The sequence below is a fragment of the Antarctobacter aquimaris genome (assembly GCF_900184945.1).
In the GTDB taxonomy this organism is placed as follows: domain Bacteria; phylum Pseudomonadota; class Alphaproteobacteria; order Rhodobacterales; family Rhodobacteraceae; genus Maliponia; species Maliponia aquimaris.
Map to the genome: position 1 here is coordinate 288689 of NZ_FXYF01000005.1, position 13428 is coordinate 302116.

The following is a 13428-nucleotide window of genomic DNA, read 5'->3' on the forward strand; positions in this document are numbered from 1 at the left end:
GAGGGCGGATCGGAATTTCCGTCTGCCTGCCGCATGTCGTTGGCCCCCGTCGATCCGGGCCGTGACGCCGTGCCATGGGTAAGAAGGTGAGGGCCGCTGACATGGCGACGTATACGGTTACAACAGCGAACTGGAACTCGTCGTCGTTCTGGTCAACCGTTTCACGCAACAACGCAGGCCACACTCTGGACTTTTCCAGCCTCGGGCCGGGTTATTCCGTTGTCTACGACACCGGGTCGGGCTTGCTGACCCTGTCCAACGGCACGACGACCTACACTGTCGCCGACCGCACATACAGCGGACCAACGGACGCCGCCCTGGGCGGCAACTCCCGCTTTGAGAACTACACCACCGTCCGCCTGCCGGCAGGCTCGGACTCCTACTTCGGGTCGGACAGGGCCGAGAATGTCAGCCTTGGCGGCGGCAACGACACAATCTTTACCGGCGACGGCACCGACACCGTGACCGGGATCGACGGCAACGATTTCGTCAACCTCGGCGCCGGCAACGAAAGCGTCAGCGCCACCGGCGGCAACAACACCATCATGGGCGGCGAGGGCAACGACACGCTGTCCTCGGCCGGCAACGATGAATTGCAGGGCGGCTCGGGCAACGACGTGCTGAGCGCCGCGGCGGGCAACAACACCATCGACGGCGGCACCGGGGCCGACAGCATCACCACCGGCGCGGGCAACGACATGATCGCCGGCGGATCCGGCCAGGACACCATCAGCTCGGGCGGCGGCAACGACACGATCTTTGGCGACGCGGCCGACATCGGCGTCAACGCGGGCACACTGTCCAGCTTCGACTTCACCTCCATCGGCGAGACCGGCAATACAGGCACCGGCGTCATCGGCTCCTATGCCGTCTATGACAACATCGGCGTCACCGACCAGGGTGTCGTGGTGCAGGCCCGGCTGACCATTCTGGACGCCGAAAACCCCAACATGCAGGTCGAGTTCAACAACAACTCGGTCTACCTCAACCGCGACGGCGCGGCGGACTCGGGCACCGGGGTCACGCTGGGGTTCGAGTTCTTCGACCAGGCCACGGGCGCGCCGATCAAGATCACCGGTGTCTTCACCTTCATGGACATCGACACCTCGGCCGAAAGCGTCACGGCGCAGACCGCCGACGTGCAGAGCCTGTCGGTGTCCTCGAACCCGTCCACCGACCTCAGCACCTCCGACAACGGCGAGGAAATCGGCGCCAATTCCGACTACAGCAGTTCCGGCAACGCCGATCAGGATCACTGGGCGCAGTTCGCCTATTCGGAACAGCAGATGCTGGTGTTCGAGGTCACCACGCGCAGCGTCGGCACCAACTATTCCTTTTCGACGAACGGCTTCAGCAATCCGCCGACCGTCATCACCGCCACCCCCGAACCGCAGCACGACCTGATCGACGCCGGCGCCGGCGACGACCTGGTCTACGGCATGGCGGGCAACGACACGATCATCGGCGGCACCGGCCGCGACACGATCGACGGCGGCACCGGCAACGATTCCATCGACGGCGGCGCGGATGCGGACGTGATTCGCGTCGGCGACCGTTTCGGCAGCGACATCATCCGCGGCGGCGAAGCGGTGACCACCGGCACCGACTACGACGTGCTCGACTTTTCCGGCATGACCAGCGGCATTTCCGTCACCATGACGGGCCACGAGGCCGGCACCGCCACCAACGGCACCGATACGCTGACCTACAGCCAGATCGAAGGCTACGTGCTGACCAACCAGGCCGACAGCTTTGACGGCCAGTACGGCCCGTCGACCTCGGGTGTCACGGTGCAGGGCGGCGCGGGCGACGATTCCATCGTCGGCACCCAGTCCGCCGACCTGATCGACGGCGGCGCCGACAATGACACCATGCGCGGCGGGATGGGAAACGACACCATCACCGGCGGCAGCGGCAACGACAGCATCCACGGCAACGAGGGCAATGACAGCCTGAGCGGCGGCGACGGCGCCGACACGATCTACGGCGAGGACGGCGACGACAGCGTCGAGGGCGGCGCGGGCGACGACCATCTCGAAGGCAACGCGGGCGACGACACCCTGGTCGGCGGCGCCGGCAACGACTGGTTGCGCGGCTCCTTCGGTGAGGACGCGCTGTATGGCGGCACGGGCGACGACTATCTCTGGGGCGGCTACGGCGACGATACCTTTCACATCGAGAACGGCTTTGGCAACGACACTGTCGACGCCGAGGCCGAGGACGAGACCACCGGCGACGTGCTGGACCTGTCGGCCGTCACCGATGCCCTGACCGTCGACCTGTCCAGCAGCAACCCGGAGATCGGCACCGTCACGGACGGCACCGGGACGCTGCAATTCAACGATATCGAGATCATCGTGCTGGGCGCGGGCACCGATACGCTGGTGCTGGCGGACGGCTCGGGCGCGGACAGCGTCACCGGCTTTGCCGCGCCCACGGACATGGGCGGCGGCACCTGGGCGGGCAACGACCGGCTGGACGTCAGCGGGATGACCGATGCGCTGGGCAGCCCGGTCAACGTGGCCGATGTCACCGTGACCGACACCGTGGGCGACGGGTCGGGCGACGCGGTGCTGACCTTCCCCAACGGCGAGACCCTGACCCTGATCGGCGTCAGCGCGGCGCAGGTCTCGTCTCCCGCGCAATTGATCGCCATGGGCATTCCGCCGGTGCCGTCCGACGACATCGTGACCGGCACCAGCGGCGCCGACCTGATCGACACCGCCTACACCGGCGACCCAGAAGGCGACCGGATCGACAACCTGGACAACGCCACGCTTGACAACGACGACGTCGTTTATGCCGGGGGCGGCGATGACACCATCGACGCCGGCGCGGGCGACGACACCATCTATGGCGAGGCGGGCGACGACGAGATCTTTGTCGACACCGCGCTCGACAACGACAGCATCCTCGGCGGCGAGACCGGCGAAACGCAGGGCGACCGCATCAACCTGTCCTCCATCGCCGACGACCTGACCATCACCTTCACCGGCCCCGAAACCGGCACCATCACCGACGGCACCAACACCGCCCACTTTGCCGAGATCGAGCGTTTCCAGCTGGGCACCGGCAACGACAGCGTGATCGGATCCGACGGGGCCGAACACATCATCGGCAACGCCGGCAATGACACCATCCTTGGCGGTGGCGGAAACGACACGGTCTTTTCCGGCCTGGACGATGACAGCCTGTCCGGCGGCGCGGGCAACGACAGCCTGGTGGCCGGGTCCGGGGCCGACACCGTCGACGGCGGCAGCGGCGACGACACCATCGACCTGGGCGCGGCGGACGGCGACCGTGACGTGCTGGTGCTGGCCGATGGCTCGGGCAGCGACGTGGTCAGCAGCTTCGAAACCCCGACCGATCTGGGCGGCGGCGCCTACTCGGGCAATGACCAGCTGGATGTCAGCGCGCTGACAGACCTTTCGGGCAATCCCGTCTCCACCGAGGACGTGACCGTCACCGACACCAACGGCGACGGCACCGGCCACGCAATCCTGACCTTTCCGAACGGCGAACAGATCACCCTGGTCGGCGTCACGGTGGGTGAGGTCCAGAGCCCGGCGCAACTGAACGCCATGGGCATTCCGCTGGCGCCGGGGGATTTCATCGTCGAGGGCACCGGCGCGGACGACCTGATCGACACCGCCTATGGTGGCGATCCGAACGGCGACTTTGTCGACAATGGCGACGGCATCGGCGGATCGCAGGACGACACCATCCTGGCCAACGGCGGCAACGATACCGTCCTCGCGGGCGGCGGCAACGACAGTGTCGAAGGCGGCGCGGGCGACGACCTGCTGGATGGCGGCGTAGGGGATGACACGCTGCGCGGCGGTGACGGCAACGACCGCTTTGTCGCCTCGACCGGCAACAACCTGCTGGATGGCGGCGCGGATGCGGACCTGTTCGAGGTGGGCCATGGCACCGATACCATCATCGGCGGCGAGACCGGCACCGACGACGACACGCTCAGCATCGCCGGAGCGAATGACGCCATCGACATCGTCTTTACCGGGGACGAACAGGGCACCTACACCGACGACGATGGCGACAGCGGCGTGTTCTCGGAAATCGAGAGCTTTGTGCTGTCGGCCGGCAACGATGCCGTGGATGCCAGCGTAGACAGCTCGGGCATCACCGTCCTTGCCGGGGCGGGCAACGACACGCTGATCGGCGGCAGCGGCAACGACACCCTGTTCGGCGAGGACGGGGCCGACAGCCTGACCGGCGGCATCGGCGCCGACGCACTGGATGGCGGCGAGGGCGACGACACGCTGCACGTGGGATCGGGCGATGCGGCCTCGGGCGGGGGCGGCGACGATCACTTCTACGCCAATGCCGCCGACATGAACGGCGCGGACCTGACCATCACCGGCGGCGAGACCGGCGAGACGGCCGGCGACACGCTGACCATCACAGGCCCGGCCAACATCACCATGACCGGGGCCGAATCCGGCACGGTGACATGGCTCGACGGCTCCACCCTGACCTTCTCCGAGATCGAGAACGTCAACTACATCCCGTGCTTTACCCCCGGCACCCTGATCAAGAGCGTCCGGGGCGAGGTCGATGCCGCCGACATCCGCCGCGGCGACCGCGTATTGACCCGCGACAACGGCTACAAGCGCGTGCTCTGGGCCGGGTCGCGGACGCTGTCGGCCGCCGACCTGATCGCCAACCCCGCGTTGCAGCCCGTGCTGATCCGCGCCGGTGCCCTGGGCCGCCGCACGCCCGAGCGTGACATGATGGTGTCGCCCCGTCACCGCGTGGTGATGGGCGGCGCGGCGGTGGAACTGCTGTTCGGCGAGGACGAGGTGCTGGTCGCCGCCGGTCACCTGGTGGGCCGCGCCGGGATCACCCGAGTCTGCCCGCCCGAGGGCGTGACCTACGTGCACTTCATGTTCGACACCCATGAACTGGTGTTGTCGGACGGCGCCTGGACCGAAAGCTTTCAGCCCGGTGACCTGTCGCTGCGCGGCCTCGACTCCGGCCAGCGGAACGAGTTGCTGTCGCTGTTCCCGGAACTGGGCAGCGCGCCGGGGCGCGACGCCTATACTGCCGCGCGCGCCTCGCTCAAGGCCGATCAGGCCCGACTGCTGATGTCGGCCTGACGGGCGTCAGCGCAACGCCTGCAACAGCGCGCGCGACGGCGTGCCGGTGACGGGCAGCCCGCGCGACGCCTCATAGGCGGAAATCGCGGCCTCGGTCTTTTTCCCGATCACGCCGTCAGGGGTGCCCGCGTCAAAGCCCGCTGCCGTCAGCCCGCGTTGCAGGGCCTTGCGTTCCTCCAGCGTGAGCCCGGTGGCATCCGGGCCAAAGTCCCCTGCCAGCGGCGCGCCGCCGGCCAGTCGGTCGGCCAGGTAGCCCACGGCCAGGCCGTAGTTTTCCGACGGGTTGTAGCGCAGGATCATGTTGAAGTTGTGGAACACCAGGAAGGCGGGCTTGCCCAGCCCCATCGGCGCCAGCAGCGCCGCCGAGCCGCTGCCGCTCAGCGTGCCGCCGCGCGCCGGGCGCACACCCAGCGACGCAAATCGTGCGACGTCGGCCCGGTTCGACCGGCCGGTCGGCCCCGAATAGCCCGACGGCACCGTCACCTCGTAGCCCCAGGGCTCGCCCCGCCGCCAGCCCGCCCGCGCCAGGAAGCGCGCCGTGGTGGCAAAGGCGTCGATCGGGTTGTCCGACCAGATGTCGCGCTTGCCGTCGCCGTCAAAGTCGACCGAATGCTCCTGGTAGGCGTTGGGGATCAGTTGGGTGTGCCCCATCGCGCCGGCCCAGCTGCCCACCAGTTGCTCGGGACGCGCGTCGCCGGTCTGCACGATGCGCAGCGCGTCCATCAGGTTCGATTCAAAGAACTTTCCCCGCCGCCCTTCCCAGGCCAGCGTCGATGTGGCCGAGATCACCGGGATCTTGCCGCGCTTGGTGCCGAAATAGCTTTCGACCCCCCAGATCGAGGCCATGATCTTGGCCGGCACGCCGTACTCGGCCTCGACCCGCGCCAGCGCGCCTTTCTGCTGGGCAAACAGGCCCCGGCCAAAACTGACCTTTTCCTCGGGTGCGACGATGGCAAGGTAATCTTCCAGCGAGCGCTTGAATTCGGTCTGGTTGCGGTCCCGCTCGATCACGCCCGGCAGAAAGCCCTGACCGCGAAAGGCGCGGTCCAGCGTGGCCTGGGTGATCCCGCGCTCGCGCGCGCGGGCCTGGAATGCCTGAACCCATTGATCGTAGGCCGGATTCGGCTGCGGCCGCAGCCCGGGGTCGGTCTCCGGGTCCGGCCGTGCCACCTGTGGCGTGGCGCCGTTGCCGGGCAGGCAACCGCCCAGAAAGATTGCCGATAGTCCCAGCGTGACGTCACGTCTGCCGATCCGCATGTCCTGTCTCCTGCCGCGCCGTCCCAGTCAGGGCGCACCCCCGGACGGTCGATTGTACGCTCACGCGGTCGGGCCGCGCGTGGTCTGCCTGTCAGGCGAAAGCGTACCGCCAGGCCAGGAAACCCACAAGGGCCAGCACGACCGGCAGGAACCACCACCGGTTCCAGGGCCGGGTCGGACGAAAACAGTAACTGCAGGTGTGGGTGCCATAGCGCAGCTTGTGATTGCAGACGCACCGGAAGACGCGCAGCTTCAATTTGAATTTCTCTCTCTTTTTCAAATGCTTCCACGGGATTCGCCGTCCGTCGAGCAGGACAAGGAATGGATCGTTCATCTCCATAGGCAAGTGCGTGCCCTGCAACAGGGCGGCGGCGCATCGGCGGCGGCACGCCGATGCCGGGACCTGCGACGGGGCACCGATATCCCGGCAAAGGGCGCCATTCCCCGCGTGACGCCTCGGGCGGCGTCAGGCACACTCGCGGCAGGAACGCCGTGAAAGGAACCACCCGTGTCAGACCCCATTGTGCTGCACGACTACTGGCGGTCCTCGGCCTGCTACCGGGTGCGGATTGCACTGAACCTGCTGGGGCTGGCCTACACCGCGCACCCGGTGGACCTGTTGGCGGGCGAGCACCGCAGCCCCGCCTACCTGGCGCTGAATCCGCAGGGGCTGGTCCCGAGTTTGCAGATCGACGGCCAGACGCTGACGCAATCGCTCGCCATTCTCGACTACCTCCAGGCGCGGACCCCGGGTGCCGCCCTGCTGCCGGACGACCCCCTGGGCCAGTACCGAGCGCGGCAACTGTCCCATGCCATCGCGATGGAGATCCACCAGGTCTGCAACCTGTCCGTCGCCAATCACGCCGCATCCCTCGCGGGCGGCGATGACGCGGTGAAATCCGGCTGGATGCGGCACTTCATCGGGCGCGGGCTGGCCGCCGTCGAGGCCATGCTGCCCGCTGACACCGCGTTTTGCCTGGGCGAGACGCCCGGCATGGCGGATTGCTGTCTCGTGCCGCAGGTCTACAACGCCGACCGCTGGGGCGTGGACCTGGCCGCGATGCCGCGCATCCGGGCCATCGCCGGGGCCTGCGCGGCGCTGGAGCCGTTCCAGCGCGCGCATCCCGATGCCGTCCGCCCGCCAGCCTGACGTCAGCGCGCCGGTGACGGGACAGCCGTCTCAGTTGGGCGCACGTTCCGCCCAGCCGGCAAAGACCTTCTCCAGCGCGACCACCACATAATAGAGCAGGATGCCCATCAGCGCGAGCGCGATCAGGACCGCAAACATCAGCGGATAGTCCGAGTTGGTCTTGCCTGAGTCGAACAACGCCCCCAGACCCCGCCCGTGCGGCGAGACGATCTCCATCAGGTTGGTGCCGATGAAGGCCAGGGTGACCGCCACCTTCAGCGCGCCAAAGAACTCGGGCAGCGTCTTGGGCAGCGCGATCTTCCAGAAGATCGTGGTCTGCGACGCGCCCAGCGACCGCAGGATATCGCGATACTCCGGCTCCAGCGTCGACAGCCCGATGGAGACCGACACCGCGATCGGAAAGAACGAGATCATGAAGGCGATCAGGATGGTGTTGAAGTTGTGGTCGCCCACGAACAGCAGCGCCACGATGGGCACCACCGTCGCTTTGGGGATGGCGTTGAAGCCCACCAGCAACGGGTAGAGCGCATCGCGCATCAGCCGCGAAAAGCCCATGACCATGCCCAGCAGCACGCCAAAGGCGATGGCCAGCAGCAGGCCCACCACGGTCCGCCACAGCGTCTGCCAGCCCATGATCAGGAACAGGTTCCAGTATTTCGCGTAGGCCGGCGGCAGGTCCGAGGGCGAGGCCATGACGTAGTTCGGCCAGCCGTTGACCCAGACCAGCGCCTCCCAGAACAGGCCAAAGGCGAGCATGGCCGCCAGCGGCACCGCGATCTTCTGCCAGTTCATGCCACGGCCTCCCCGGGTTCGGCGGGCGCGCGGCCCTGGGCAATCTGGATCTGGTGGCGCAGCACGGCCAGCGCCTCGGCGCTTTCCGGGGTGTAGAGGTGTTCGAGGTCACGCTCGCCGGTCAGGTGCACGTCCATCACGTATTGCGTTCGCGCCGGGCGGCCCGACAGCACCACCACCTGGTCGGCCAGGAAGATCGACTCGCGCAGGTCATGGGTGATCAGCACGCCGGTGAACGGCTCCTCGGCCTTGACCTTGTGCATGGTCTGCCAGAGGTCCTCGCGGGTGAAGGCATCCAGCGCGCCAAACGGTTCGTCGAGGATCAGCACCTCGGGCTTGTGCACGATGGCGCGGCACAGAGAGGCGCGCTGCCGCATCCCGCCCGACAGCTCGCTGGGCCGCTTTTCCTCGAATCCTTCCAGCCCGACCAGCGCCAACAGCTTGCGCGCACGTTCCTCCTGTTGGGCGCGGGACATGCCGGTCTTCACGATCTCCAACGGCAGCATGACGTTCTGCAGGATCGTGCGCCATTCCAGCAGCACGGGGTTCTGGAACGCCATTCCCACAGTCGAACGCGGGCCCTTGACCCGCTCGCCGTGCAGCCAGACCTCGCCCACGTCGGGTTTCATCAGCCCGGCGATCAACCGCGTCAGGGTGGACTTGCCACAACCCGAGGGGCCGACAACGGCGACAAAGCCGCCCTCGGGCACGCTCAGTTCCAGCCCGTCCAGCACCGGCAGCGGGCCGCTGTCCGTCTTGTAGGCGTGTTTCACGCCCTTGATCTCGATCAGCGGGTTCGACACGCGCCAGCCTCCGTTCAAGTCTTGGCCCGCGGCACCGGATCGACGCCGCGGGCCGGGATCAGATCACTTCAGCATCCGCACCGAGGCATCGGGCAGGTAGGCATCGGTGAAATAGAGGCTGGCGTCGGGCATGTTGGTGAACGCATAGGTCAGCGACAGCTGCTCCAGCGCCTCGCCCATGCGGGCATCGTCGATCCCGCCCAGGCCGTTGGCCTGTACCCAGTCCGTCAGCACGTTGGCGTCGATCGACAGCTGAAGGCGGCGCTGTTCCAGCTCCGCGTCGGCGGCCGGGTTGCGTTCGATCAGGCTGGCGGTGGCGCCGGCAGGGTCCGCGATGGCGTCTCTCCAGCCTGCGGCGACCGCGGTCAGAAAGCCGGTGATGATCTCGGGGTTGGCGGCGGCATAGTCGGTGTTGACGATGATCGCGTTGCCATAGAGCTGCACGCCATGATCGGCCATCAGGATGGTCGAGATGTCATCCTCGGGCACGCCCAGCCGCACCAGGTTCAGATAGGACGAAAAGGAAAAGCCGGTGATCGCGGCCACGTTGCCTTCGGCCAGCATCGGCTCGCGGGTGGGAAAGCCCACCGGCTCGACGGTGATCTTGGCCATGTCGAGGCCGTTGACCTCGGAAAAGATCGGGAACTGCGCCCAGGCGCCATCCGGCGGCGGCGCGCCCAGCACCTTGCCTTCCAGGTCCTTCGGGGCCTCGACGCCCAGCGACTTGCGCCCGACGACGGCAAAGGGCGGCTTGTCGTAGATCATCATCACCGCCGTCACCGGCGCGCCGGGGTTCTGATCGAGGAACTTGATCAGCGAATTGATGTCGGCAAAGCCCACCGGAAAGGCGCCGGTCGCCACCTTCGGGATCGCATCGAGCGAGCCCTGCCCGGCCGAGATTTCGACCGTCAGGCCCTGGGCTTCGAAATGGCCCTTGTCGATGGCGACGAAGTAGGGCGCGGCCGGGCCTTCGAATTTCCAGTCGAGCGCGAAGGGCATGGCCGTCTGGGCCAAGGCCGCGCCGGCAAGCGCCATGGTCGCGGCAAAGGCCGCGAAGGTCTGTCTGAGCATGGAAGTCTCCCTGTTTGCAGTCGCATCCGACACTGGCCGGGCCCGGTGCAAAGGGAATGTCCCACGCATCGGACCCGGTCCGCGGCCGGTGAACCGCCTTGTATCCGGCAAGAACTATGCAATGCGCCCAATTTTCCGGCAACTGCGAAATTGACCGGCGTCCCCGGGGCGCTTGCTGTTTCGGAACAAGGACCGCGAACCGCGTTCCCGACCCCCGTCTAGCAGTCGATCAGCGCCCCGTCGTGGTCATCCCCGGACAACTGGATCAGCGCCTGGAGTTCCGGGATGCAAAAGATTCGCCGGGTGCGCGGGACGATCAGGCCCGCCCGTTCCAGGTCCATGATCTGGCGCGACACCGTCTCGAAGGTCAGCGACAGGATGTCGGCGATCTGTTCGCGGCTGAGCATCATGTCGACCTCGCATGCGCCCCGTTCCGGGGTGGAGTTCTGCCGCAAGGCCAGGTGCACCAGGAAGCTGACGATCTTTTCGCGCGCCGTCTTGCGGCCGAGGATCGTCATCATGGTGCGGGCGGCGTCCAGGTCGTCCTGGATCATCTCGATCATCCGCGTCCGCAGGCCCGGCATCTGGTCGAGCAGGTCTTCGAACACGGGCGTGCGAAAGGCGCAGACCTCGACCGGGGTCAGCGCCTCGACATCAAAGGGAGTCGTGTGCCGCCATGGCCGCCCCAGGATATCGCCCTTCTGCAACAGGCCCACGATCTGCCGCGTGCCGCGATCCTGCGTCCGGCTGAGCGTGGCCGTGCCGCTGAGCACCGTGCCGATCTGCGGCAGGTCCAGACCCGCGCTGGCCATACGCTCTCCCGGCGCATAGCGGCGGTAGGTCTTGCGCAGTTCAAGCTGGTCCAGCCCTTTTTCGTCAGCCCCGGAACACACGCCCAACCGGCGTATCCGACACGCCGAACACAACGGAAGTTCCTTGGAAACATGTCTTTTTTCAATCGTGCGCATTGTCGCCTTCCCTGCGCACCCCTCATGGATGAACCTAGGCAAAGGCACATCGGAAATCAATCTTCAGTTGACAGGACGCACCGATTTCAACGCTTCGGTTACGCGCGGTGCCCGGCAGGGCGGATCAGCTTTCAAAACCGTCGGCCCAAAGCGCCGAAGCGCACCCTGCGGTCGGGAGTGATCGGCCCATTCGGGACTGTATCCCCGGCCCCATCGGACACCCGGCCCCGGGTCATCGGAATGCACGGGACACCCTCCAGTGACCGCCGACAGCCGGGGACGGCATCGCCGGGGCGCGGAGCCTCGACATTCACCCCGGCCGAGGGCTGCACGCGTCACGCCTGCACTTGCGACACACGAGGCCGACACAGGACCGACCCGTGGCCATCATGGGCGCGGTGTTCAGCTCTTGGCCTTGAGGTGCAGGATCAGGTGGTGGAACTTTTCACCCTGCACGGCGACATGGTCACGCAGGGTCTTTGCCACGGCCTCGCGGTCACCCCGGGCCAGCGCGTCCAGGATGATCTCGTGTTCGGCCATCGACTGTTCCAGCCGCCCGCGCACCCGCAGTTGCATCCGGCGGAACGGCTTCAGCCGCTTTTGCAGGCGCGTCGCCTGCTCCTGCAAGTAGCCGTTTTCGGCGGCGGCATAGATCAACTGGTGGAACCGCTCGTTCTCGCGGTAATAGCCGTCGGCATCGCTGCTTTCGGCCGCCGTGCGGCAGCGGCCGTTGACCTCGCGCAGCGCGTCCAGCGACGGTTCGGTGATGCGCATCGCCGCCAGCCGGCCGCAGGCGGATTCCAGTTCGGCCATGGCCTCGAACATCTCGACCAGTTCCACCGGACCGGGTTCGCGGACAAAGACGCCGCGGCGCGGGATCTGCTCGACCAGGCCCGAGGCGGCCAGCTTTTGCAGGGCTTCGCGGATCGGTGTGCGCGAGACGCCAAAGCGTTCGGCGAGACGGATCTCGTCCAGCCGGGCGCCATCGGCAAAGGCGCCGGTCACGATCATCTGTTCCAGATCCTCGACTATCGTATCGGCGCGCCGCACATCCATCCCGTCAGTATCGGGCCTGTCAAGACGGAATGCAAGATTCGAACTCTTGTATACAAAAAAGTTGACTCTGAATAATTGCTGCCTAGGACTTGCGCGGCCAACCACCGGGAAAACCCGGTCAGGCCGTTTTGGGAGGACTCCATGACCAACAAACTCTTCGCCGCCGTTGCGGCCCTTGCCCTATCCGCCGGTCTCGCGTCGGCCGCCGAACTGCGCCTGTCGCACCAGTGGTCCGAAGGCGACGTGCGCCACCAGGTGGCGCAGATGGTTGCCGAGGATGTCGCCGCCGCCGGGGTCGATCTGACCATCCAGATCTTTCCGAACCAGACGCTGTTCAAGGCGCGCGAGCAGTACACCCCGCTCAGCCGCGGACAGCTGGACATGACGGTGCTGCCGCTGTCCTACGCCGGCGGCCAGCAGCCGGCCTATAACCTGACCCTGATGCCGGGCCTCGTGAAGAACCACGACCACGGCGCGCGCCTCTCGGCCTCGCCCTTCATGGAAGAGATCGAAAAGATCATGGCCGGCGACGACGTGATGGTGCTGGTGCACGGTTACCTCGCAGGCGGCTTCGGCTCCAACAAGGGCTGCATCACCAAGCCGGCCGACGTGCAGGGCATCTCGATCCGCGCGGCGGGCAAGTCGTTCGAACAGATGCTGGCCGCGGCCGGTGCGTCGATCTCGTCGATGGCCTCGTCGGAAATCTATCCCGCCCTTCAGACCGGCGTGCTGGACGCCACCAACACCTCGTCCGAGAGCTTTGTCAGCTTCCGCCTGTATGAACAGCTGAAGTGCTACACCCCGGCGGGCGACTACGCGCTGTGGTTCATGTACCAGCCGCTGCTGATCAACAAGTCGACCTTCGACGGCCTCACCGCAGAGCAGCAGGCCGCGCTGACCGCCGCCGCCGCCAAGGCCGAAGCCTTCTATCTCGAACAGGCCAAGCTGGGCGACGACGCCGCCGCCAAGGCCTTTGCCGATGCCGGTGTCGAACTGGCGCACATGACCGCCGAGGACTTCCAGGCCTGGCAGGACCTGGCCAAGACCTCGTCCTATCCGGCCTTCGTCGAAGAGACCCCGGACGGCCAGCGCCTGCTGGACATGGCGCTTTCGGTCGAGTGACCTGACACCGCACCCGCCGGCCCACCGGCGGGTGCCTTTCCTTCAGAGCAGGACAGGGCCGCCCCGTGACCCATACAGCCCCCCAACAGCCT

The 13428-nt window shown here is 66.9% G+C and carries 10 protein-coding genes; 3 read left to right on the forward strand and 7 right to left on the reverse strand.

The features are described 5' to 3' along the window. The first annotated feature begins 101 nt into the window (after positions 1 to 101). Positions 102 to 5117: a Hint domain-containing protein gene (locus tag MAA8898_RS11505; RefSeq protein WP_176445132.1), complete on the forward strand. Its 5016-nt coding sequence runs from the start codon at positions 102 to 104 to the stop codon at positions 5115 to 5117. Between the two features lie 6 nt (positions 5118 to 5123). Here the strand turns inward: MAA8898_RS11505 and MAA8898_RS11510 are convergent, their stop codons facing one another. After that, entirely contained in the window at positions 5124 to 6374 is a 1251-nt protein-coding gene (locus tag MAA8898_RS11510) for a lytic murein transglycosylase (RefSeq protein ID WP_094021156.1), read from the reverse strand. 91 nt (positions 6375 to 6465) lie between these two features. Beyond that, the gene (locus MAA8898_RS25790; protein ID WP_141194837.1) at positions 6466 to 6708 is read right to left on the reverse strand and encodes a hypothetical protein; all 243 of its coding nucleotides are present in this window, start codon (positions 6706 to 6708) and stop codon (positions 6466 to 6468) included. A gap of 174 nt (positions 6709 to 6882) precedes the next feature. Here MAA8898_RS25790 and maiA point away from each other — a divergent pair, with 174 nt between their 5' ends. Continuing rightward, entirely contained in the window at positions 6883 to 7524 is a 642-nt protein-coding gene (gene maiA / locus MAA8898_RS11515; RefSeq protein WP_094021157.1) for a maleylacetoacetate isomerase, read from the forward strand. A gap of 30 nt (positions 7525 to 7554) precedes the next feature. On the opposite strand, the gene MAA8898_RS11520 is transcribed toward maiA, so the two are convergent. The 5 genes from MAA8898_RS11520 to MAA8898_RS11540 form a co-directional block, all read right to left on the reverse strand. Beyond that, positions 7555 to 8316, reverse strand: coding sequence for an ABC transporter permease (locus tag MAA8898_RS11520; protein ID WP_094021158.1), 762 nt, complete (start codon positions 8314 to 8316; stop codon positions 7555 to 7557). Then, on the reverse strand, positions 8313 to 9119 hold the full coding sequence (locus MAA8898_RS11525) for an ABC transporter ATP-binding protein (RefSeq protein WP_094021159.1): 807 nt from the start codon (positions 9117 to 9119) through the stop codon (positions 8313 to 8315). The genes MAA8898_RS11520 and MAA8898_RS11525 overlap by 4 nt, the downstream gene beginning before the upstream one ends. A gap of 63 nt (positions 9120 to 9182) precedes the next feature. Further along, positions 9183 to 10190 (reverse strand): ABC transporter substrate-binding protein, encoded by a 1008-nt coding sequence (locus MAA8898_RS11530; RefSeq protein ID WP_094021160.1) that lies wholly within the window; start codon positions 10188 to 10190, stop codon positions 9183 to 9185. A 218-nt stretch (positions 10191 to 10408) separates the two neighbouring features. Continuing rightward, on the reverse strand, positions 10409 to 11083 hold the full coding sequence (locus MAA8898_RS11535; protein ID WP_245853381.1) for a Crp/Fnr family transcriptional regulator: 675 nt from the start codon (positions 11081 to 11083) through the stop codon (positions 10409 to 10411). Between the two features lie 477 nt (positions 11084 to 11560). Next, complete coding sequence (locus tag MAA8898_RS11540; protein WP_094021162.1) at positions 11561 to 12214, reverse strand: GntR family transcriptional regulator; 654 nt, start codon at positions 12212 to 12214, stop codon at positions 11561 to 11563. A 141-nt stretch (positions 12215 to 12355) separates the two neighbouring features. Here MAA8898_RS11540 and dctP point away from each other — a divergent pair, with 141 nt between their 5' ends. Then, positions 12356 to 13336: a TRAP transporter substrate-binding protein DctP gene (dctP, locus tag MAA8898_RS11545; RefSeq protein ID WP_094021163.1), complete on the forward strand. Its 981-nt coding sequence runs from the start codon at positions 12356 to 12358 to the stop codon at positions 13334 to 13336. The last annotated feature ends 92 nt before the right edge of the window (positions 13337 to 13428 follow it).

What these genes read in the sequence shown, in the direction of transcription:
- MAA8898_RS11510 (WP_094021156.1), bottom strand. Translation starts at nt 6,374, where the DNA reads ATGCGGATCGGCAGACGTGACGTCACGCTGGGACTATCGGCAATCTTT.
- MAA8898_RS11530 (WP_094021160.1), bottom strand. Translation starts at nt 10,190, where the DNA reads ATGCTCAGACAGACCTTCGCGGCCTTTGCCGCGACCATGGCGCTTGCC.
- MAA8898_RS11505 (WP_176445132.1), top strand. Translation starts at nt 102, where the DNA reads ATGGCGACGTATACGGTTACAACAGCGAACTGGAACTCGTCGTCGTTC.
- dctP (WP_094021163.1), top strand. Translation starts at nt 12,356, where the DNA reads ATGACCAACAAACTCTTCGCCGCCGTTGCGGCCCTTGCCCTATCCGCC.
- MAA8898_RS11540 (WP_094021162.1), bottom strand. Translation starts at nt 12,214, where the DNA reads ATGGATGTGCGGCGCGCCGATACGATAGTCGAGGATCTGGAACAGATG.
- MAA8898_RS25790 (WP_141194837.1), bottom strand. Translation starts at nt 6,708, where the DNA reads ATGAACGATCCATTCCTTGTCCTGCTCGACGGACGGCGAATCCCGTGG.
- MAA8898_RS11520 (WP_094021158.1), bottom strand. Translation starts at nt 8,316, where the DNA reads ATGAACTGGCAGAAGATCGCGGTGCCGCTGGCGGCCATGCTCGCCTTT.